The organism is Streptomyces sp. NBC_01334, assembly GCF_035983595.1.
Classification (GTDB): domain Bacteria; phylum Actinomycetota; class Actinomycetes; order Streptomycetales; family Streptomycetaceae; genus Streptomyces; species Streptomyces coriariae.
Map to the genome: position 1 here is coordinate 5,152,478 of NZ_CP130718.1, position 21,726 is coordinate 5,174,203.

Here is a 21,726-nt window from a genome sequence, read left to right on the forward strand (position 1 = left end):
CGGCCGCCGCCCGCGGTCAGGGCAGCGTGGGCGCTCCGGTCACCTCGACGTCCTTCCGGCGCAGCCAGGGCAGGGGCGGCACCGCGGATCCGACGTACGGGGTGATCCGCACCTCGAAGTGCAGATGCGGACCGGTGACGTTGCCGGTCGCGCCGGAGAGGCCGATGCGCTGACCGGCCGTCACGCGCCCGCCCTTGCGCACGTCGATGCGCGAGAGGTGGGCGTACTGCGTGAAGTAGCCGTCGCGGTGGCGGACCACGACCTGGTTGCCGAAGCCGTCGCCGCAGGTCGTGGCGCGGACGGTGCCGGCGCCGACGGCGTACACGGGGGTGCCGGAGTCCACGGCGAAGTCCTGGCCGGTGTGCCGGTGGGCCCAGCGGGAGCCCTTGGCGGCGTAGCCCGCGGAGAGCCAGTAGCGCCGGGTCGGGGCCGTCCAGGGGGGCGCGCCCCGCTCCGGTGGCCGGCTCCGGTCGCCGAACGGACAGCGGCTTTCCTGTCCGGACGGGTCGACGGCCACCGGATCGCCGGAGTTCCTCCCGGTGGCCCACAGCAGGTCCCACAGCCCGGCGCGGACGGCCTTACGACGGCGTTCGGCGTCCTTGACCTCCGTGGGAGAGGCGTCGGACTCGCGCAGCCGGTCGACCCGCGCACGAGCGCGCTCGTGCGCGCGGACGGCACGGGCGGTCTCCTTGCGGAAGGTGTCGCGAGAGCCGTCGCCGCGGAAGCCGTCGCCGTGGAACCTGTCGGCACCGGCTCCCGCGGGTACGGCGGCGAGCGCGAGCAGCAGGAGGGCGAACAGGGCCGCCCCGGTCGCGCCACGGAAGCGCGCCCGCGTTCGTGGGAGGCGCGCGTGGTGTTCTCGTCCCATCTTGGGATCATCAGACCGGCGGGGCGGTCGGGAGCGGCACGCGGCCCGCGTGGCGGCCGGGTTCAGCCGAACGGCCCCCCGACCAGCGCCCGGTACACGGCCGACGAGCGTGGATTGCCGGAGCACCGCCACACGCCGTGCGGGCAGTAGTCGCTGATGGTCTGGTAGAGCGGCCGGTGCTCGGCGAACCAGGTGAGCATGCCCCGCACGTACTCCGGGTTGTCGCCGTTGCGGTACAGCCCCCATTCCGGATACGAGACCGGCTTGCCGTGCGCCCGCGCGAACCGCACGTGCGCGGCGAGGCCGTACGGCTCGGCGACCTGTTCCTCGAAGGACATGCCGTGGGGCTGGTCGTAGGCGTCCATCCCGATGACGTCGACGTACCGGTCCCCGGGATAGCACTCGTTCCAGGGGACGGCGTCCAGCCCGCGACTGGGCGTGAACTCGAACCGGAACCGCTGCCCTCCGTCCACGGACCGCATGGCGTCGACGATCCGCGCCCAGTACCGCTTCCAGGCCTCCGGGTCGGGCCCGCACCGGTGCGTGTAGGTGATCCCGTTCATCTCCCACCCCACCACCAGCACGGCATCGGGCACCCCGAGTGCGACGAGCCGCCGGGCCAGCACCCGGAAGTGCTCGTCGTAGGCCCCGCGCGCGCCCGCGCGCAGCTCGTCCCGCACGACCTGGTCGGGCACATGCTCCTCGGTGCGCTCGAGCATCGGCACGTTGAGCACGAACATCCGGTCGGCGCGCTCCTGCCGCCACCGCGCCCAGTACTCCAGATACCCGGGCGCCCCCTCGATGTTGCTCCACCGGTCGCCCGGCAGATACGCGTGCCCGACCCGGGGCGTGGCCGCCCCGAGCCACCCGTCGAGCGCCGCGATCCGCCGTACACCGGCGTCGTCGTACCCGACGTACGCCCCGAAGGCCCCGGGCGGCGCACCGACTCCCCGGCCGACGGGTACGGAGGCGGGCCCGGCGAGCACGGCGCAGGCGACGAGAAGCGCGGTCAGCGGCGCCCGAGGGGAGCGAAGGGAGCGAAGGGAGCGAAGGAAGCGAAACACCGGCTCATGATGGAGCCGCGACCGCCTCCCCCACCCCGAACCCGCCAGGAACCACCCGGACCGGGGACGGGAACGGGACTGGGGACGGGAACGGGAACGGGGAATGCGGGAGCGGGGACGGTGGGGTCAGGGGCGGGGCGCACGCACCAGGCACACGTCCACGGCGTCCTCGTGTTCGAACGTGAACCCGTGCCGCTCGTAGAGACGGCGGGCCGGACTGCCCCGAAGGACGTCGACGCGCAGCCGGAGTGCCGAGCGATCGGCCGTCCCGACCAGCTCCCGCAACACGGCGGTGCCGATACCGCGCCCCTGGGCGTGCGGCGCGAGATAGAAGTGCTCCAGCCAGTGCGCGTCGTCCGCCGGACGCAGGGCCACACAGCCGGCCAGGACGCCGTCGACCTCGATGATCCGGGTGTGCGCGGGCACGAACCCGTCGCGCAGCCGCTGCCGTACCCGGTGCTCGTCGTAGCGCCCGAGCCGCTCCAGACCGGCCCGCATCGCCACCGCCCGCACCTCCGCGACGGCCTCGACGTCGTCCGCCGTGGCCGGTCGGGTCACCCAGTCCGCCATGGCGCAGATGCTACGGCCGGAATGCGGCAACCCGCCGGGGCCCGGCGGCGACCCAGTGACGAACGAACGCGAAGGCAAGTGAATCCCGTTCCCCACACGAGGAGTTCACCATGCGCAAACAGCCCGCACGGCACCTCGCACCACATCCCGCACGCCATCCCTCAAAGCATCCCGCAAGGCCCCTCGCCCGACTGCTCACCGTCCTCGCGGCACTCACCGCCCTCCTCTTCCACGCGACCGGCGTCGCGGCCCCCCGAGCCGCGGCCGCCGACGAGTGGAACCCGCCGAGCAACCTGGTCCAACCTTTGAACGAGGTCTGGAACCACGTCTCGACGACCTACCCCGACCTCTACGGCTTCCGCAACTACGGCTGGGACCAGGTCATGGCCAACAAGGGCAGCATCAACTACTGCGTCCGCTGGGAGTCCGACGCCCCCGTCAGCACCACCCTGCGCGACCAGATCCACGCCGCCCTGAAGAAGCAGTTCGCCAAGTGGATGGCGGCGCAGGTGGAGAACGGCCGGGCCTACAACAACTGGCCGTACACCACCGTCCCGGTCAACATCGTCGGCTGGGCGGTGAAGAACCGTTCCACCCTCCAGTGGACCGACAACTCCGTCGACATCTACTCCGGCGTCCTCGACGGCGCAGGCGCCCCGCAGTGCGCTCCCGACTGCGGCCGCTTCTTCCACCAGGACGGCAACTACTCCAAGTGCCCCAGCGGCACCGCCCGCCACTACGACCAGTCCCTCTGGCTCACCAAGGGCTTCCAGGGCGGCGCCGGCGGCGACTGGGGCCAGCGCGTCGGCCAGGAGTACTTCACCGGCGTCCTGAACCAGGAGAACATCCACATCTACCTGCACGAAGTCGGCCACACCTTCGGCCTCGACGACTTCTACGACTGGACGCCGACCGGCCAGTGCTGCTTCCTGATGAACGCCGGCAGCGCCACCCAGATCACCGACTTCGACAAGTGGATGCTCCGAGACTTCTGGCGCCACCTGAAGCCTCGCTACAACCTCTGACGCTCCCGTTCCCCAACCGTCGGCACCCCTCCGCGCGGCTACGACCTACCCGGTCGTCGTCGTGCGGATTTCCGGCGGATCGCCCCGACATTCACCCTCCTGGCACTAGAGTCTCACCGTGCGTCACATGTGGCGCGTGTCACATCAGTGCGGTCGCTAGGGGGGCTAGTGCACGAGATGGTCAAGGGCGCCAACGTGGGTTTGGCGGCTCTGAGCGAGAACACGGACGCGGTGGTCGTGAGCCTGGGGTGGGCCAGTCCGACCGGCGAAGGCGACGCGGATGTCTCCGTACTCCTGCTCGACGCGAAGGGGAAGGTGCGCAGCGACGCCGACTTCTACTTCTACAACCACCCGGTCGCCCCGGACGGCAGCGTGCAGCTCCTGGGCAAGGTGCCCTCGGGCGAGGGCAGCGAGGACCGGATCGGGTTCGATCTGACGGCGATCCCGGCCGAGGTGGACCGGATCGTCGTCGCCGCCAGCCGGTACGAGGGTGCCCGCTTCGGTGAACTGGACGACCTCCGGGTCACGTTGGCCGATGGGGCGGGAGAGGACCTGCTGCGGTTCACCATCGAGGACGCCGGCTCGGTGAGCGCGTTCATCTTCGGTGAGCTGTACCGGCGCGGGGAGGAGTGGAAGTTCCGGGCGGTCGGGCAGGGATACGACACAGGTCTGGCCGGCCTCGCGATGGACTTCGGCGTCGACATCGACGACGACGCCGACGAGGCTGACGTCGCCCACGCCGACGCCCTGTCCGCCATCGGCTACGAGTCCGAGTCCGGTTCCGTCTCCGACTCCGGCACCGACGTCTCCGGCACCGATGTCCCGGACACGGGCGTCCCGGGCTCGGACATCCCCGGCGAGACCGACGGCTCCGCGCCTGCCACCGCTCCCACCGTCGAGTCCGACCGGCGCGCGTCCGACCAGCCCACGTCGGAACCGCTCCCGGCCGTACCCGCGCCGCGCCGGGCCGCCGACCACAGCGAGCCGGACAGGGCCACCGCACGGCCCCGCACCGCCAAGAAGAAGATCACCCTGCCGAAGACGCCGAAGAAGTCCCTCGCGGAGAACGAGTCGTGGCGGGGCGCCCGGCTCTTCCCGGTCTCCGCGCTCAAGAGCGACCGGGACCGGGAGACCCGCGCGACCTCGGTACTGCTTTCGGTGATGGCGCAGGTCCCGGAGTTCGGGCGGCGGCTCACGGCCGCCTTCGGCGCACCGGCGGGCCGCATGGAGACCTTCACCGAGGTGTCCCTGCCGCACGGCGACACCCCACGGCGCCCGGACGGCGTCATCCGCGTCGAACGCGCCGGCAAGCTGTGGACCGCGCTGGTCGAGACCAAGACCAACGGCAACGCGCTGCGGCCCGAGCAGGTACAGGCCTACGTGGACATCGCCACGCGGCGGGGATACGAGGCCGTGATCACCATCTCCAACGACGTCGCGCTGGAGGGCAGTCCGCTCGTCGACGTCAAGATCGACGGCCGGCGCAAGCACAAGGTGGCCCTCCGTCACCTGTCCTGGGCCGAGGTGGCCCACCAGGCCCAGCTGCTCATCCGGCACGAGGGCGTCGGCAACAGCGCGCATGCCTGGCTGCTGCAGGAACTCCTGCACTACCTCCAGCACGACAACTCCGGCTGCCACGGCTTCCAGAACATGGGCGCGGCCTGGGTTCCCGTGCGCAAGGGCATCGACGACGAGACGCTGTGCCCGGGTGACGCGCGGGCCCTGGAGGTCGTGGAGAGCTGGGAGCGGCTCATCCGACAGGTCTGTCTGGGGCTCGGTGGCGAGCTCGGGCAGAAGGTACTGCCCGTCCAGCGCGCGCGGCGGGGCACCGACCCGGGTGCCCGCCGGGCGCGGATGGCCGATGAGCTCTGCGCCGAGGGGAAGGTGGGGGCGGAGCTGCGGATCGAGGGGACGCCCGGCGTGCTGGCGGTCGGCGCCGACCTGCGCACCAGCAGGCTGCGTACGTCCGTGGAGATCCCCGTGCCCGACCAGGGCTATCCGCTGACCTGGATCAAGCGGCTCCTCCGACGCCTCGCGGAGGCGCCGGCCGACCTGCATGTGGAAGCCCTGGTCGAGGACGGACCGGGCGGGCCGCGCGGCACCCTGGAGCGGCTGCGCCCGGAACCGGCGGACCTGCTGCCCAAGAACGGGGAGCGGATCACCGGTTTCCGACTCACCCTCGTCAAGGGCATGGGCAGCGGTCGCGGCAATGCGGAGTCCGGCTTCATCCGCAGCGTCGACGACGCCGTACAGCGGTTCCACTCCACCGTCGTCGTCCACCTGGAACAGCCGGCGTCGCGCCGTCCCGTGGCCGGAGCGGTGGCCGGTCGACCGGGCGGGTGAACCTCGGCGCCGGGTTGCGGGATTTCCCTGGGTTCCTTCACTGATTCCCTGCAACAGGCAACCCAGACAGGCCATTTGGGGCTCTCACAGGGTGCTCACAGTTCCGGCCGGGGCGCGTGGGGTGCGTCTGCAGTGCCGGTCGGGGTCGTGGGCTGCCCAGTCCGATGCCACTGACCATGGCACTCGCAGACGAGGAACCGATGACCAGATCGCAAGACCGCAAGGGCCTCAAGCGCGCGGCGTTCGCCGCCGGGGCCGCGCTCACCGTCGTGGCCGCCGTCGCCGGGTCCGCTCCCGGCGCCGGGGCCGCGCCCGCGAGCCCGGCCGGGACGCCGAAGCTCAAGCTCGTCGCCGCGTCGAAGGCCGTGACCGCCGACCGGTACGAGGGGAACTCCGGGGTCTACCTCGACCTCGGTACGTACGTCACCGTCGACAACGCTCCGCTGGAGCTGAAGGTGACCCGTAAGTCGTACAAGGACCCGATCGTCGCCCAGCAGATCCTGCGCAACGGGTCGAAGGTGACGACGAAGACGCTGCCCGCCGGGCTCGTCAAGGACTTCGGCGGCCTCCCGGACTTCCTGGAGGTCTCCATCAAGAACGCGGCCGGGGTGGAGGTGCAGAAGAGCAAGAGCAACTTCTGCCTCAACAACGCCTCCGGCCGGCTGCGTCCGGACGCCCCGGCCACCTCGCACTATCCGGAGAGCTGCTCCACGAACCCCTTCACGCTCGGCTCGGTCTGGGGTGTGGAGAAGGGCTGGGCGGCCAACACCTCCGCCTTCGACTACGACAGGCCGGTCGACCTGGCCGCGGGTGAGTACACCGTCAAGGTCGGGGTGGCGAAGAAGTACCGCGACCTGTTCGGCATCCCCGACGACCGGCCGACCATCGCGCTGACCGTCCGGGAGATCAGCGACGGCGGGGAAGGCGGAGCAGGAGGGGGCGGCGGGGCCGGCCTCACCGCCCACGGTGCCGGCACCGGTGGTGGCCATGGCGCGTCGCACGACATGGCGGGCATGGAAGGAATGAAGGGCATGGAAGGCATGGCCGGCATGGGGGGCGGTCATCACTACGGGCCCCGTGGCGCCGACGCCCCCACGCCCTCCGCGCTCTCGCACGCCCTGGAGGCCCGCGGTCTCGCCCATCACCTGGGCGACGGTTCCGGGCACACCGACGGCTCCCGGGTCGCGCCCGCGCTGAAGTCCGCCACCAAGCGGCCCACCGGGCGCGCCGGCGTACCGGCCAACGTGCCCAAGCCGGACCTGCGTTCGCTGCCGGCCTGGGACATCGCGGTCACCGACGGCGAGGACGGCGACGTGGCCGGCAAGGACTACCTCGCCTTCAGCGCCAACGTCTGGAACGCCGGCCCCGCGCCGCTCGTCGTGGACGGCTTCCGCAAGCCGGGCGCGGACCTGATGGACTCGTACCAGTACTTCTACGACGCCAAGGGCAAGCAGGTCGGCTACGCCCCCGCCGGAACCATGGAGTGGGACCCGCGCATCGGCCACGAGCACTGGCACTTCACCGACTTCGCCAGCTACCGGCTGCTCGCCGCCGACCAGAAGGAGATCGTCAAGAGCGGCAAGGAAGCGTTCTGCCTCGCCAACACCGACGCCATCGACTACACGGTGAAGAACGCCAACTGGCACCCGTACAACACCGATCTGTCGACCGCCTGCGGTCAGCAGAACTCGATCTCCGTGCGGGAGGTCCTCGACGTGGGCTCCGGCGACACGTACACCCAGTACCGTCCCGGCCAGTCCTTCGACATCACCGGCCTGCCGAACGGCACCTACTACATCCAGGTCATCGCCAACCCGGCGAACCGCCTCCAGGAGACCGACACCAAGAACAACGTCTCCCTGCGCAAGGTCGTCCTGGGCGGCACCGACGGCGCCCGCACGGTCTCGGTCCCGCCGGTCGACCTGATCAACGCGCCGTAACCGTCCGTCTCCTGATCGACCGGACCGCAGTCCGTCCATCCGTCCATCCGTCCATCTGTGACGCCCCCGCGGTGATGCACCGCGGGGGCAACCCTTGGGTGGCTCTGTGAGTCTCCTGAGTCATCTGTGCTTTTCAGACGTATTCCTGCACGCGTGTAGGGTTCCGACGTTCGGCGGTGACCAGCGCCGACGATCCGAGCACGGTGTACGGGGTGAAGACAGCCGAGGCGGAGGAGCGAGCGCCGGTGAGCGGGACGAGGAGGCGTGGGCGTACTCCGGTGGAGGCGGCCGGCCGCGGCAGCAGGAGCAGGACGGGCGGGCCCGGTGGCGGTACGGGTGGGCCCGGCAGGACGCGGCTCACGAGGCGGGGGCGGATCCTCGCGTGGGGCGCGGGCGTCACGTCCGTCGTCGTCCTCGCGGTGGGCGGGGTCGGGGCCTGGGTCTACAACGACCTCAACAACAACATCAACTCCGCCGACGTGGACGACAAGCTGGGCGAGAACCGGCCCGAGAACCTCAGCCCCGGCTCGAAGAACATCATGATCGTCGGATCCGACAGCCGCGACGGCGCCAACGCCAAGTACGGCAAGGACCTGACCACCATGCAGTCCGACACGTTGATGGTGCTGCACATCCCGGCCGACCGTAAGTGGGCCTCGGTCGTGTCGTTCCCCCGCGACTCGTGGGTGCAGATACCCAGTTGCGAGAAGGGCGACGGCAGTTCGTCCTCCCCGCACCACTACAAGATCAACGAGGCGTTCGCGCTCGGCGGCAGCAACGGCAAGGTCGGCGAGGCCGCCGCGTGCAGCATCAAGACCGTCGAGGCCAACACCGGTCTGCGCATCGACCACTTCATGTCGGTCGACTTCTCCGGCTTCAAGGGCATGGTCGACGCGCTGGAGGGCATCGAGGTCTGCCCGAAGCAGGCCATCCACGACGAGAAGTCCCATCTGGACTTGGAGGCCGGCTGTCAGACCGTCAAGGGCGAGAAGGCGCTCGGCTACGTCCGGGTCCGCTACAGCGTGGGTGACGGGTCCGACATCGGACGCATCGGACGCCAGCAGGAGTTCATGGACGCGCTGGCCAAGAAGGCCAAGTCCAAGCTCACGAGCCCCGACGCCATGTACGGCTTCCTCCAGTCGATCACCAAGTCGCTCACCACCGACCCCGATATGGCGGGCATCAAGCCGCTGTACGGGCTCGCCGACGAGCTCAAGGGGATACCGAGCGACCGGCTGAGCTTCCTCACCGTGCCCAACTACGGGCGGGAGGCCGACCAGCCCACCGACAAGGCCAACGTGGTCTGGCAGTACCCGCAGGCCGCCGACCTGTTCACCTCCCTGGCCAAGGACAAGGAGGTCACCAAGCCGCAGTTGGAGGCGGCGAAGAAGAACGTGGTGTACGCCTCCAGTGTGCGGGTCCAGGTGCTCAACGGCACCGGGGTCTCCGGACGTGCCGCCGCCGTCGCGGAGAAGCTGAAGGACGCCGGATACACCGTCACCGGCACGGGCAACGCTCCCAAGACGGTGGCCAGGACGACCGTCACCTATCCGGCCGGCCTCGACAGCCAGGCCGCCGTCCTCGCCTCCCGGCTGCCCGGCCGGACGGCCACCGCCGACGCTTCGGCCGCCCCGGGCGTCGTCACCCTGGTAGTCGGACCCGAGTTGAAGGTCGGCGACGTCGCCTGACGGGGCGTCCGGCCTGACGATGTACATGGTCAAGAGCACCCCGGAGATGGGGTAAGCTTGATCTTGAGCCGGTCACCGGAAGACAAACGGTGAACGAACTCGTGCGTTGGTCGTCCAAGGAAAGACGCCCCGCTTCCTGCGGGGAGATGCAGGTGCAAGGCCTGCCCGGCGCTCCATGTGGAACGAGTCCCATCCCGTGTCAGACGGGGTGGGACTCGTTCGTTTTCCCCGGGCCCAGGGGCAGTTCGGTGACGACCTCGAAGCCACCGCCGGGCCGATGCCCCGTACGGACCCGCCCACCCGCCGAGCGGGCCCGCTCCCGCATGCCGATGAGGCCGTAGCCGCCGCCCGTGGAGGCGGGGACCTTCGGGCGCGTGCCGCCGTCGTCCGTGACCGCCACCGTCAGCCGGTCGTCCGTGTAGACGAGCCGTATCGCCGCCGTACAAGCACCCGCGTGCTTGGTGACGTTGGTGAGGGCTTCCTGCACGATCCGGTACGCCGTGAGCTCCGCGCCGGCGGTGATCGGAGCGGGCTCGCCCTCGGTGTGGAGCGTGACCTCGAGCCCCGCCCCCTCGAATGAGGCCGCCAGCCGCGGGAGTTGGGCGAGCCCGGGGGTGGAGCCCGCCGGCCGGGTGAGCTCCCCGGGAGTAGTCGGCTCGTCGGCCTCGCCCGTGCCCGCTCGGCGCAACAGGCCTACGGTGGACTTGAGTTCGCGCAGTGCCGAGGCGGTGGTGCCGGTCAGGTCGGCGGTGAGACGGGCGGCCTCCTCGGGACGGGCGGGGAGGTGCCGGGCCACCGCGCCGGCCTGGAGTCCGGCCAGGACCAGGTGGTGGGCGACGACGTCGTGCAGGTCGCGGGCGATGCGCATGCGCTCCTCGGTGACCCGGCGGCGGGTCTCCTCCTCCCGGGTGCGCTCGGCGTGCTCGGCGCGGGCCTGGACGGCGTCCAGATAGGCGGCGCGCAGCCGGGTCACCGTCCCCAGCGCGGTGGGCAGCAGCAGCCAGGCGGCCGGGCCGAGCAGCTTGAGCACCAGCGGTTCGCCGGGAGGCCCGGACGGCAGGCCGACGCCGACCAGCAGGGCGATGCCGGTGAAGGCGAAGGTGTTGGCGGTCCTGCGGTCGGTGGAGGCGGCGAGCGAGTACAGCGCGGCCATGAGCGGTGCCAGCAGCAGCACCGTGAGCAGATATCCGAGCGCGGAGGCGGCCACGGCGCAGGCGAGCGTCACGACGACCGTGCCGCGGGGGCGGTCGCGGCGTCGGATCAGCGCCGCGCAGGAGGCGCCGGCCAGCACCACACCGGGCCACCAGGGGACGCTCAGGTCCTGGCCGGGGAAGGTGATCACGCTGCCGGGGAACGAACAGGCGAAGAGGGCCGCGGCGAGGGCCGCGTCGGAGGACCGGGGATGGCCGCCGGCGAAGGGGAAGCCCGGGGAGCCGACGGCTCGGGCGGGCTGGGAGGGAGGCGGTGAGGGGGACTGCGACGGGGACTCGGGGCGCATGGGAGGGGTTCCTGTTGCGGGCGGGGGTCGGGTCAGCCGGTGCGGTGGCCCCAGCCGTGCCAGGCGGTGACCAGGGCGGAGGCGCCTGCCACGGCGGAGAGGAGGAGGAAGAGAAGCGTCAGGTGGGCGGTCACGGACGGGCTCCGGCCGTGGTCGCGGCGCCGCCGGGGAGGAGCGCCTGCCAGAGCGGCATGACCGTCCGGACGGGTGCGGGACCCGGGCGCACCGCACCGGCACCGGCACTGGCGCGGGTACCGGCACCGGCGCGGACGCGGACGTGCGTCGGGCGGCGGACGCGGTGCTTCCGGGCGGGGGTGATGGTGGCGTGCGGCATGAGAGATGCTCCGTGGCTCGTGGGTGCCCTTGGTTGCTGCCCTTAGTTGCTTGAGTTAGGCAACCATGATGACTTACTTAAGTCAAGCAACCATCTCATCTTGCTTGAGTTAGGCAAGCATCTGTACGGTGAAAGGATGCCGATACCGCCGCCCGCAACGTCCGTGCCCGAAGATGTGATCGCCGTGGAGCAGGCACTCACCCGCATCACCTACCTGGCGACCCGTGCCCGTTGGCACGACCGGCTGATGGCGAACGCCGGACTTCCGCTGGACCGGGCCGCCGTGGCGATCCTCCGCCATCTCGCCGAGACCGACCCGCTGCGCCCCGGGATGCTCGCCGTGCGGCTGTCCGTGGAGGCCTCCCATGTCACCCGGCAGCTACGGCAGTTGGAGAAGTCCGGCCTGGTGGTCCGGTTCCCCGACCCGGAGGACCGCAGGGCCCAGCTCATCCAGCTCACCGAGGCGGGCCGGGCCGCGATCGACCGCGTCCGGGACGTCGGCCGCCGGGGTATGAGCCTCGCCCTGGCCGACTGGACGCCGGACGACCTGCGCCGGCTCGCCACCCTGTTCCACCGCCTCGTCGACGACTTCGTCGCCCACGCGGAGATGGCGGTGGACGTGCCGACGGCCGTGCCGACGGATCCGCCGGGGGACGGCCCGGCGGATGGGCCGGTGGACGGGTGGGGGGAGGGCCGTCCGTCCGGCGCGTGAGGCCTTCGTGACGTTCGCCGGGGGCGGATGTCACAGGCGGAGGCCGCTGTCTCGTCCTACGGGGTGCAGGGAGGACAAGCCTCGATCAAGGAGTGGACGATGGACCTCGCGCTGTGGATCGTCGCCGGTCTGCTGGCCGCAGTGGCCCTGGCCGGTGGCGTCACCAAGACGTTCGTGCCCAAGGAGACGCTGGCAGCCGCGCACGGTGGGGGATGGACCGCCGATGTCGGCGTCGCCTTCGTCAAGACGCTCGGTGTCCTGGAACTGCTGGCCGCGGCAGGCCTGATCCTGCCTGCCGCGCTCGGCGTCGCGCCGATTCTGGTGCCGGTGACCGCCGTCTGCTGGATCTTGCTGATGGTCGGCGCGATGATGACCCACGGCCGTCTGGGCGAGTTCGGGTTGGTGGTGCTCAACCTGGTGTATCTCGCCTGCGCGGCATTCGTCGCGTGGGGCCGCTTCGGCCTCTGACCGCGTGGGTGATGTCACGGAGGGGCCGGGATGGGCAGGACCGAGGAGTTCCAGGAGCTGCGGCCGCTGCTGTTCTCGATCGCCTACCGGATCCTCGGCAGCGTCGGTGAGGCCGAGGACGCCGTCCAGGAGACCTGGCTGCGCTTCGAGGCCTCCCCGACCGAGCCCAGGTCGGCCAAGGCCTTTCTCTCGGCCGTGGTGACCCGGCTCTCGATCGACGTGCTGCGCTCGGCCCGCGTCCGGCGGGAGGAGTACGTCGGGGACTGGCTCCCCGAGCCGCTGCTCAGCGACCCCTACGAGGATCCGGCGCGGTCGGCGGAGCTGGCGGACTCGGTGTCGGTGGCGGCCCTGCTGCTGCTCGAGCGGCTCAGTCCGCTCGAACGGGCGGTCTTCGTGCTGCGCGAGGTGTTCGCCTTCGGTTTCCCCGAGATCGCGGTGGCCGTGGGGCGTTCGGAGGCGGCGTGCCGCCAGCTCGTGGTGCGGGCCCGGCGCCACATGGCCGAGGGCCGGCCCCGCTTCGCGGCGGACCGCAGGGAGCGGGAGGAACTGGCGTCCGGGTTCTTCGACGCCCTCCGCGAAGGCGACGTCGCCGGCCTTCAGGAGCTGCTCGCCGCCGACGTGGCGATGGTCGGCGACGGCGGCGGCAAGGCCCCGCAGCTGGCCAGGGCCGTCATCGGCGCCGAGAACGTGGCCCGGGTGCTCGCCACCGCCTCCGTGCTGGTGGCCCGGATCGACGTGACCTTCGAGCCGCACGAGATCAACGGCCAGCCCGGCGCGATCTTCCGCGACCGGGACGGCAGGGTGCTCCACACCTTGGCGCTCGACGTGCTCAACGGGCGGATCCAGGCGGTCCGGCTGGTGATCAACCCCGACAAGCTCCGGCACCTGGGCCCGGTGGCGGACGCCCGGGCTCTGGACCGCGAAGCGAGGCAGGTGCGCCGGCCTGCGCGGTGAGGGCGTGCGGCCCCGTGCCTCGGTCAGCTCGGGCTGAGGGCCGCCGTGAGCCCGCCGGTGGTGACCGGCGTCCGCCGGGGGCGGGGGATCGTCGTCGCCTTGGTCGGCAGGTTCGTGTCGGTCGTCTTCGCCGTGTTCGCCGTCTTCGGCCTGTTCGGCGTGTTCACCGTGCCGGTCGTCCTCGCCGTGTTCGCGCTCTCGTGGTCGGTGCCTGTCGCGAAGACGAACAGGCGCAGGATCACGAAGCGGCCCACGCCGGCCAGGCCCGAGGCCGAGAGGTAGACGAGCTGCTCGGTGAGCATGCCGGGGGTGGGCTGGATCGCGTGGAGGGCGAACACGGCCACGGAGGTCGCCGCGTAGGCGGCCGCCGCCGAACCCGCCGACTGCCAGTGCCGACGCAGACCCGCGCGGCGGCCGGTGCGGAAGGTGTAGCGGGCGTGGAGCTCGGTGCACAGGACCGTCGAGGCGATGGTGACCAGCGCGTTCGACAGGGTCCACGGCATCAGTACCGCCAGCAGCGGGACGGCCAGGCTGGAGAGGACTCCGGTGCCGCCGCCGAAGACCACGAAGCGGGCGAAGGAGGTCAGCGACTTCACGGCGGTTCCTTCCACAGCGGGTGAACTAGCTTGCTTAACTCAGGCAACTATAAATAGCTTGCTTGACTTACGCAAGTACATACTCAAGAGGAAGGGCCCCGATCGGCCGGGAGACTTTCCTCCCGGCCGACCAGGGCCCTGAACCGCCAGGTCAGGCCGTCAGGCCGTCAAGCGTCAAGCCGTCGAGCCGTCGAGCCGTCGAGCCGTCGGGCCGCAGGTCGTCACGTCGAGTTGGCGCTCGACCGGCCGAAGAACTCGATCTCGGCTATCGACACCTGCTTGCTCCCGGACGCCATGTACGACGACTCGATCGTGAAGCGGACCTTGGTGACCTCGCCCACGCGGAAGGCGCGCCGCTGCCCGCCCGAGCTCTGGTCCAGGGTGATCTCCCGGGTCGTCGTCTTGCCGTCCTTCAGGGTGATCGTCGCCTTGATGCGGTGCGGGAGGGCCGACTGGTTGAGCTGGTCGGGGCGGACCGACGTGCCCGAGGTGATGATCAGGTCCAGCAGGCGGGTCGGCTCGTCGAAGCGGGCCTCGATCCACTCGCCCTCGCCCGACTGCGAGACACCGGGACCCCACCAGCTGTTGTTGATCTTGTCGAAGGCCAGCTCAGGCTTGTGCCCCGGGTAGGAGCGCGAGGCCGCGAACGAGTCCGGGGCGACCGGCGCGCGCTTGGCGAAGTGGTCGCGGGTGGCCTGGATCGCCTCCGGCGTGTTCATCGCCGCGATGATCACGAGGGTGAGGACGACCGCCGCCACCACCCAGCTGAGGATGCGGTCGAACGTACGGCGCAGGCGCGGACGGTCGCCGGCCCAGGGGGACGCGCCGTTGCGGTTGAACAGGCGGCGCCACCAGGGGAGGCGGATCGAGGAGCGGTCCTCCAGCGTCATGGGCATCGCGCAGCGGACGCAGAAGTGCCGGTCGGGGTTGTTGGGGGTGGCGCACCAGGGGCACGCGACGCCGTACTGCTCGCCCTGGACGGGTCCGGGCGCGCGTACCTGAGGCCGGTCCGCGACCGGCCTGCCCGGCAGGACCGGGGCCACGGACGGGGGCGCGGCGGGGCGGGGCTCCGCGTCGGCGACGGGGACCAGGAGGGAGCGGGCGCGGGCCGCCATCGTGTCGCCGAGGGCGGGAGCGGGCGCGGCCGCCGGTACGGGAGCGGTGGGGGCGGTCTGGTCGGGGGCGTGAGCGTGGGCGTGTGCTTGCGCGGGGGCCGGTGCTGCGCCTGACGGAGCGGCGGTGCCGTCCTCCGGCGGGATGACCGGCAGGGGAGTTTCCGTGGTGTCCTCGTCGTCCGGGTCGTAGTCGTCGTCGGCGGCCGGGGCGGCGGCCTGGGTCGAAGGCTCGGGTGTGGCGTGGGGCGGGGTCGGTGCCGACGCGTTCGCCACCGCCGTACCGGAGACGCCGCCGGGAGCGGGAGCGGGAGCGGAGGCCGGAGCGGTGGTGGCGGAAGCCGTACGGGAGACCGCACCGGCCTCCGGCCCCGCGGCGCCCGCCGGCTCCCGCGTGCCCTCCGCGGAGCGATACCCGGCCCCGGAGCCGGTCCCGGTCGCTGCCCCGGACCCGTACGCGGAGCCCGAGCCGGATCCCGACCCGGAACCGTGAGCGGACGCCGTCCCGGACCCGGACGCCGTCCCGGTCCCGTAGGACGCCCCTGCCCCGTCACCCGTCGTGGACCCGGCAGCGGAACCTGTCCCGGCGGCCGTTCCGGAGACCGGGCCCGAGCCCGAGTTCGAGCCCGTCCCGGACCCGGAATCCGATCCGGGTCCGGTACCGGGGTTCGGCCCCGAGCCCGACCCGGACCCCGGGGCCGAGCCCGGCCCGGACCCCGACCCCGAGCCCGACCCGGTGCCCGCGCCGGTGCGGGCCGGGGGGCGGTCCGTCCAGCTCAGTACGGCGCCGCAGGCGTCGCAGAACGACTGGCCGGGCTCGGCCCGCGTGCCGCACTCGGCGCAGTTCTGGGTGGTCATCTCTCCGGGGTCCTTTCGGCGGCGGTCACCTTGACCGTGTACGGCATGTGGGCGGGGCGGGCGGCGGCCACGAGGGTGTCCAGGCGGTGCTCGTCCGCCGGGCCGGGGTCGGGCAGCCGGATCGTGACGTGCAGGTGCGGCCGGGGTTGGCCGGGGACCGGGCCGAGCGGCCGGGCGCTCCACTCGGCGCCGCCGCTCTCGGAGATCTCCGGCTCCACACCGAAGGCCAGCCGGACCGTCTCCGACAGGCCGCGCCGGGTGCCGCGCACCCGGTGCAGGTACGCGGCCGCCGCGACCGCGGCCCGCAGCCTCGGTTCCGGTTCCGTGCCGTCGGTCTCCGCGCCGACCCAACTCGCCAGCCAGCGGGTGAAGTCGACCGGGGCCAGGGCCGGGTCGAAGTAGGCGGGCAGGCAGTCGAGGACGTTGAGGATGGGGGCCATCACCTCGTCCAGGCCCCCGACGAAGCGCTGTGCCAGGTCGTCGTCGGCGAAGACGGCCGGCAGCATCGCGCCGATCGGCACGGAGGAGCCGAGTCCGTCCACCGAGCCCCTCAACGTCCTGTTCCCTTCGGCGAGTTCGCACTGCTCATGCGCCGTCCCCGATCACGCGCACCCGGTGGTCGTAGGAGAACACCAGGGCCGGGGCGGCCAGGTCGATGCGGTCGGTGGCCTCGCCGCGCTTGCCCGTCAGCGGGTCGGCGGGGTGCAGCATGACCTGGTCGACCAGCTCCACTCCCGGGACGCGTTGGAGGACGGCGAAGACCTCGCCCGACTGCACCGGGCGGCCGAAGGGCCAGCCCTTGCCGTCCGCGCCGCCGATCAGCGGGTCGAGGTGGCGGTAGAGGGCGTCGTGGGCCTGGCGGCGGACGCGGTCCGTGTCGACGCCCCGGAAGGCGTGGACCGTCGCCACCACCGTCACGCCCTGGTAGTACGGCGGGCCGACGGCCAGCCTGGTGCCGATCAGGCGGCGTTCGTCGAGGTGGCGGGTGATGCGGTCCAGCAGGGAGTCGCCGGGCACCAGTTGCTCGAAGCGGAGGCGTCCGCCGGGGTCCGGTACGGCCTGCGGGACCACCAGCACCCGTACCGCGTAGGAGCCGTGTTCGTCGGGCTGACCCTCCAGGCAGGTGATGCGGGCGGTCTCGGGGGCGGCGCGGCGGGCGAGTTCCTCGTAGTCGCGCAGGGTCACGGCCCGCTCCTGGGCGCGCAGGGTGATCGGCGCGCGGAGTTTCGCCTCCTCCACCGTCTCGCCGTCGACTCCGCCGCGTGCTGCCTCCCGGTTGACGACCTCCGAGACGTACGGGACGGAGGTGCGGAGCACCTGGACCGCGCCCCGGGCGACGTTGCCGGCGCGGCCGCCGCCCGTGCGGTAGCGGCGGGCGCGGATGACCGAGCCCTTGGGGGCGACGGCGCCGTACTGGCGGAGTTTGCCGTCGGGTTCGCGGACGGACGGCCCGAAGGCGATCTCGCCGGTGGCCGCGTCGAGGGTGACATGGCGGTCGTCGGGGCCGGAGGCGGCGAAGTGCGGGACGACCTGCCAGTCGGACCAGCCCTCGTGCTCGGCGGTCTGGAGCAGGAGCGGCGGGTCGTCGCCGACGACGGGGGCGTGCGCGAGGGCGAGGTGCTGGCCGGGGAGGCCCGTGGACTCGCCGAGGGCCTCGTCGTAGACGGTCTCGGCGTGCACGGCGGGGGCGGTACCGCCGACCGTGAACACCTCGGCGGACCGCACGGTCGGGGAGGTCGTGTAGAAGGGCTGGCCGGGGAGGGGCTCGGTGACGCGGCAGCGCAGCCAGCCGGCCTCCTGGCCGCCGGAGCGGGACAGGACGTGGCCGCCGGTGATGTGCAGGACGACCTCGCCGGGGCGGTTGAGGCCGCCGGTGCCGTCGCGGTCGATCTCGCACTCCTGCCAGCCGTCCTCGGTCCACGCCTCCCAGACCAGCGGGGGCTGGCGCGGGTCGACGCCGACGCCGTCGACGCGGCTGTCCAGTTCCAGGACCACCGCGCAGTGCGGGACGGCCGCGCTCAGGCCGAACAGCATGCAGTCGCCGGGCTGCGGCGCCTCGGCGAAGCAGAGCAGGTCCTTGCCCTCGGCGAGGTCGGTGGTCCGGTCGGTGACCGGCTCGCCCCGGTGCTGCACGACGAGGTGACTCAACTGGCTCGGTACGACGGTGAGTTCGCGTTCCGTCGCGAAGACGACGGCTTCCTCGCTCTCCGTGCGGACCGTCGCCACCTCGGTGCCCACCGGCAGCAGGACCGGCTCGTCCTGCGGCGCGGACAGCCAGAAGGTGACCTCCGTGCGGGCGGCGGACGGCGGGAAGAGGCGGATGCCGACCAGGTCCAGGAAGGCGAGGTGGTTCTTGTCGGGGACGCGGTTGAGGCGGTAGACGATCTGGTCGGCCATGTGGGCGACCGTCTCGACGAGCGTCACGCCCGGGTCGGAGACGTTGTGGTCGGTCCACTCCGGTGCGCGCTGCTGGATGTAGCGCTTGGCGTCGTCGACGAACTGCTGGAAGCGGCGGTCGTCCAGGTTCGGGGAGGGCAGGGCCATCAGCGGTCGCTTTCGGAAGCCGTACCGGACGGACCGGGAAGACCCGGCTCGTCGTGGGACGGAATGACGTAGAAGGGGAAGACGAGACTGCGCGGATTGTTGGTGCCGCGGATCGCGTACTGGACGTCGATGAAGAGCACGCCCTGTTCGGCGCCGGCGGTGACCTCGACGTCGGTGACCTCGATGCGCGGCTCCCAGCGGTCCAGGCTGGTGTACACCTCGTGCTGGATACGCCCGGCCGTCGCCTCGTTGACCGGGGCGAAGACCAGGTCGTGGATGGCGCAGCCGTACTCCGGGCGCATGGGGCGTTCGCCCGGCGCGGTGGCGAGGATCAGCCGGATGGCCTCCTCGATCTCGCGCTCCCCGCTGACCATGGCGATGCCCCCGGTGGGGCCGATGCGGAGCGGGAACGCCCAGCCCGATCCGACGAATTGCTCGGCCATCAGAGGGCCACCTGCCTTTTCCTGATTCTCACGGCGTGCCGTCCGCGCGTCACGGCAGCGGGTACGGCTTGGCGTTGACCATGACCACGCCCTGGAGCATGAGCGTGGCGGCCCGGATGCCCACGTTGGCGGTGGAGTTGATCTGGACGGTGGCGCCCGCGCTGAACGTGGCGGCGCCGCCCGACTTGAGGTTCAGCAGGCCCGCCGCGTCCACCGACACCATGCCCGTCATCGACCTGATGTTGATCAGGTTGCCCCTCAGGGTGATGGAGCCGCCGCTCCTGATGGCGATGTTGCGGCCCGCGGTGAGGGTGAGGTCGGTGCCCGCCTTGACGGTCACCGAGCGGCTGCCCGTGATGCTGACGGTGCCCTTGCTGTCGACGGTGATCTCGGTCTGCGCCCGGTCCAGGTTGATGACGAGTTTGTCGTCGCCGCTGGTCAGCCGCACGCCCTGCTTGCCGCCGGTCCGCTGGCTGAGCAGGTCCACCCGGTTGCCCTCGCGGTCGGACAGGGTGTGCCGGGAGGCCCGCTGCCGGGCTCCGTCGTGCAGGGGCACGTCCTTGACGGGGGTCGGCTTGTCCTTGCCGTTGTACAGGCCGCCGATGACGTAGGGGTGGTCCAGGGCGCCCCGGTCGAAGCCGACCAGCACCTCGTCGCCGACGTCGAGGGGGAAGATCGAGCCGCCGCGCTTGCCGCCCCACTGCACCACGCGCGTCCAGTCGCTGACGTAGGCGTCGTCGAGCCAGGGGAACTGGAGCTTGACGCGGCCCTGCTTGAGCGGGTCGCTGACGTCGGTGACCAGCGCGTTGGCGGTGCCGGGGAGGTTCAGACCGTTGGAGGCGTTGCCGCCGCCGGAGGAGAGCCCGTACAGGGACCGCCACTGCCGTCCGCTGACCGTCACCCAGGCCTCGTAGTGCTTGCCGTCGCCGAAGACGTGCCGTACGGAGGTGGCGGTGTACTTGCCCTCGAAGGGGGCGCCGACATCGGCGAGGGTGACGGGCAACCCGGGGCGGAGCTTCGGGGTGCCGCGCGCGATGACCTCCAGCTCGGCGAAGGAGCCGGTGACGTCGTCGGCGAGGGCCTCGGCGGCGAACTTCACCTCCGACTGCCGGTCGTACGGCGTCTGCGCGTCGACCAGCTTGGCCGGCTTGAACTTGGCGGCGGCCTCGCCGGGGGTCGTGCCGATGCTGATGCCGGGATTGGTCTTCGCGGGCGCGGTCGCGGTGAGCTTCTTCTTGGTCGTCACGTCCCAGCCGCGCGCCTCGACGGTCGCGACCTGCTCGGCGGCGGTGACGGCGGCCCGCAGGCGGAGGATGTCGGTGCCGGCCTCGAGGACGAACGGGCTCTTGTCGCCGGGGGTGGAGGTGGGCGGGGCGCCGGACGCGGGGTCGGGCTTGACGAACTGGAACTTGCCCTTGGCGTCCACCGACATGACCATCTCGTTCTCGTCGGCCAGCCGGGCGAGGAAGTCCCAGTCGGTGACGTTGGCCTGGCTGATGAACTCGTAGACGGTCTTGGTGGACTGGATCTTCCCGACCGGGACGCCGTCCATGGAGGCCAGCTTGCGGGCGATGTCGGAGGCGCTCTGGTTGCGGTAGGCGGCAACCCGGCGCTGGCGCATCAGCCGGTGGCCGAAGTCGTAGCCGCGGATGACGGTGAAGGTGCCGGTGCCGTCGTAGTCGGCCTCCAGGCCGCACACCTCGCCGGTGAGGAGCGGGTCGGAGGCGCCCTTGCCGTCGGCGATCGGGGCGAGGACGACGGGGGTGCCGAACTTGACGCCCAGCTTGCCGAGGACCAGACGGCCGGGGTCGCGGAAGGTGAGCCGGAACGCGGCCGGCACCCCGAGGCCCTGGTCGACCCAGCCGTCGACGAGGAGCGGCGCGATGTCGACGGGCAGGGGGCCGCCACCGAGGGTGACCTGGATGACGCTGGAGAACGCGGACTGGACCACTAGTGGCGCACCTCCTCGGCGGCCGGCAGGACCAGCTCGATGCCGGTCGGCAGCCGGGACGGGTCGTCGATGCCGTTGGCCTCGGCGATGGACCGCCACGCGGAGGCGTCGCCGTACTCGCGCCAGGCCAGTGACTGGAGGGAGTCACCGGCGACGACCCGGTGCACACGCTGCGCGGTCAGGGCGCCGGAGGTCGGGTTCTGGCCCTTCGTCTTGCTGGGGATCTCGTGCAGGCGCACCTGGCAGGTGGCGCGGATCGGGACGCCGGTCGTGCCGAAGAGCGAGTACGTGACGTCGATGCTGCTGACGTAGGAGGTGAAGCGGGCCGTGGAGAACGAGCCCCACTGGAAGACCACCCACGGCGGCGAGGGCTGCTTGGCGGCGATGCTCTTGGTGGTGACCTCGCAGCACTCCAGCAGCGACTCGACCTTCTTCAGGACGGTGTTGCTGCCGGGCTGGTCCGAGGTGTCGAGGAAGATCTCGACGGTCATCTCGCGGGGCTCCGGGCCCATGAACTCCGGTACGGAGCCGTCCCGGACGGCCGCCGTGGGGGTGACCTTCCACTGGGCCCGGCGGCCGAGCTGCAGCTGCGCCGGGTTGAAGTCGAACCCGAAGGACTTGATCAGTCCGCCAGGGGTCGTGCTCGTGCCCACCGGCGGTTCGTGGATCGCGAGGGTGGCACGGACCAGGCTCTTGCCGGCGCCGCCTTTGCTTCCCTTGGCCATGGCTTGTACTCCCTGCCTCGTCCTGGTCCTGGT

The 21,726-nt window shown here is 71.8% G+C and carries 19 protein-coding genes; 7 read left to right on the plus strand and 12 right to left on the minus strand.

Features of this window, described 5'->3' with window-relative positions; all coding sequences use genetic code 11:
• Nucleotides 1-16: 16 nt before the first annotated feature.
• From OG736_RS23115 to OG736_RS23125, 3 genes are all read right to left on the minus strand, one after another.
• On the minus strand, nt 17-868 hold the full coding sequence (locus tag OG736_RS23115; RefSeq protein ID WP_327184130.1) for a M23 family metallopeptidase: 852 nt from the start codon (nt 866-868) through the stop codon (nt 17-19).
• A 62-nt stretch (nt 869-930) separates the two neighbouring features.
• Nucleotides 931-1,932: a glycoside hydrolase family 26 protein gene (locus OG736_RS23120; protein ID WP_327184131.1), complete on the minus strand. Its 1,002-nt coding sequence runs from the start codon at nt 1,930-1,932 to the stop codon at nt 931-933.
• 126 nt (nt 1,933-2,058) lie between these two features.
• Complete coding sequence (locus OG736_RS23125) at nt 2,059-2,502, minus strand: GNAT family N-acetyltransferase (protein WP_327184132.1); 444 nt, start codon at nt 2,500-2,502, stop codon at nt 2,059-2,061.
• A gap of 110 nt (nt 2,503-2,612) precedes the next feature.
• Between OG736_RS23125 and OG736_RS23130 the strand changes: the two genes are divergently transcribed.
• The 4 genes from OG736_RS23130 to OG736_RS23145 all read left to right on the plus strand — a co-directional run bounded on the left by OG736_RS23130 (nt 2,613) and on the right by OG736_RS23145 (nt 9,498).
• Nucleotides 2,613-3,527 (plus strand): hypothetical protein, encoded by a 915-nt coding sequence (locus OG736_RS23130; protein ID WP_327184133.1) that lies wholly within the window; start codon nt 2,613-2,615, stop codon nt 3,525-3,527.
• Between the two features lie 177 nt (nt 3,528-3,704).
• Nucleotides 3,705-5,870: a TerD family protein gene (locus tag OG736_RS23135; protein WP_327187687.1), complete on the plus strand. Its 2,166-nt coding sequence runs from the start codon at nt 3,705-3,707 to the stop codon at nt 5,868-5,870.
• A gap of 200 nt (nt 5,871-6,070) precedes the next feature.
• Nucleotides 6,071-7,810 (plus strand): lysyl oxidase family protein, encoded by a 1,740-nt coding sequence (locus tag OG736_RS23140; RefSeq protein WP_327184134.1) that lies wholly within the window; start codon nt 6,071-6,073, stop codon nt 7,808-7,810.
• Between the two features lie 278 nt (nt 7,811-8,088).
• Nucleotides 8,089-9,498 carry an LCP family protein gene (locus OG736_RS23145; protein WP_442817186.1) on the plus strand — a complete coding sequence of 470 codons (1,410 nt, stop codon included), beginning with the start codon at nt 8,089-8,091 and terminating at the stop codon, nt 9,496-9,498.
• Between the two features lie 199 nt (nt 9,499-9,697).
• On the opposite strand, the gene OG736_RS23150 is transcribed toward OG736_RS23145, so the two are convergent.
• On the minus strand, nt 9,698-10,996 hold the full coding sequence (locus OG736_RS23150; RefSeq protein WP_327184135.1) for a sensor histidine kinase: 1,299 nt from the start codon (nt 10,994-10,996) through the stop codon (nt 9,698-9,700).
• A gap of 130 nt (nt 10,997-11,126) precedes the next feature.
• Entirely contained in the window at nt 11,127-11,330 is a 204-nt protein-coding gene (locus OG736_RS23155; RefSeq protein ID WP_327184136.1) for a hypothetical protein, read from the minus strand.
• 136 nt (nt 11,331-11,466) lie between these two features.
• Here OG736_RS23155 and OG736_RS23160 point away from each other — a divergent pair, with 136 nt between their 5' ends.
• The 3 genes from OG736_RS23160 (at nt 11,467) to OG736_RS23170 (ending at nt 13,464) form a co-directional block, all read left to right on the plus strand.
• Complete coding sequence (locus tag OG736_RS23160) at nt 11,467-12,042, plus strand: MarR family winged helix-turn-helix transcriptional regulator (RefSeq protein ID WP_327184137.1); 576 nt, start codon at nt 11,467-11,469, stop codon at nt 12,040-12,042.
• A 99-nt stretch (nt 12,043-12,141) separates the two neighbouring features.
• The gene (locus OG736_RS23165; protein ID WP_327184138.1) at nt 12,142-12,510 is read left to right on the plus strand and encodes a DoxX family protein; all 369 of its coding nucleotides are present in this window, start codon (nt 12,142-12,144) and stop codon (nt 12,508-12,510) included.
• Between the two features lie 30 nt (nt 12,511-12,540).
• Entirely contained in the window at nt 12,541-13,464 is a 924-nt protein-coding gene (locus OG736_RS23170; RefSeq protein ID WP_327184139.1) for an RNA polymerase sigma-70 factor, read from the plus strand.
• A gap of 23 nt (nt 13,465-13,487) precedes the next feature.
• Here the strand turns inward: OG736_RS23170 and OG736_RS23175 are convergent, their stop codons facing one another.
• From OG736_RS23175 to OG736_RS23205, 7 genes are all read right to left on the minus strand, one after another.
• Nucleotides 13,488-14,060 (minus strand): GtrA family protein, encoded by a 573-nt coding sequence (locus OG736_RS23175; protein WP_327184140.1) that lies wholly within the window; start codon nt 14,058-14,060, stop codon nt 13,488-13,490.
• 221 nt (nt 14,061-14,281) lie between these two features.
• Complete coding sequence (locus OG736_RS23180; RefSeq protein ID WP_327184141.1) at nt 14,282-16,030, minus strand: NADase-type glycan-binding domain-containing protein; 1,749 nt, start codon at nt 16,028-16,030, stop codon at nt 14,282-14,284.
• Nucleotides 16,027-16,584, minus strand: coding sequence for a phage tail protein (locus OG736_RS23185; RefSeq protein ID WP_142265274.1), 558 nt, complete (start codon nt 16,582-16,584; stop codon nt 16,027-16,029). The genes OG736_RS23180 and OG736_RS23185 overlap by 4 nt, the downstream gene beginning before the upstream one ends.
• A gap of 31 nt (nt 16,585-16,615) precedes the next feature.
• Nucleotides 16,616-18,574, minus strand: coding sequence for a putative baseplate assembly protein (locus tag OG736_RS23190; protein WP_327184142.1), 1,959 nt, complete (start codon nt 18,572-18,574; stop codon nt 16,616-16,618).
• The gene (locus tag OG736_RS23195) at nt 18,574-19,017 is read right to left on the minus strand and encodes a GPW/gp25 family protein (RefSeq protein ID WP_327184143.1); all 444 of its coding nucleotides are present in this window, start codon (nt 19,015-19,017) and stop codon (nt 18,574-18,576) included. The genes OG736_RS23190 and OG736_RS23195 overlap by 1 nt, the downstream gene beginning before the upstream one ends.
• Nucleotides 19,018-19,066: 49 nt before the next feature.
• Nucleotides 19,067-20,968, minus strand: a complete 1,902-nt coding sequence (locus OG736_RS23200) for a VgrG-related protein (protein WP_327184144.1) — start codon at nt 20,966-20,968, stop codon at nt 19,067-19,069.
• A complete protein-coding gene (locus OG736_RS23205) occupies nt 20,968-21,693 on the minus strand; it encodes a CIS tube protein (RefSeq protein ID WP_327184145.1) in 726 nt (241 codons plus the stop codon). Before OG736_RS23205 ends, OG736_RS23200 begins: the two co-directional genes overlap by 1 nt.
• Nucleotides 21,694-21,726 lie beyond the last annotated feature (33 nt).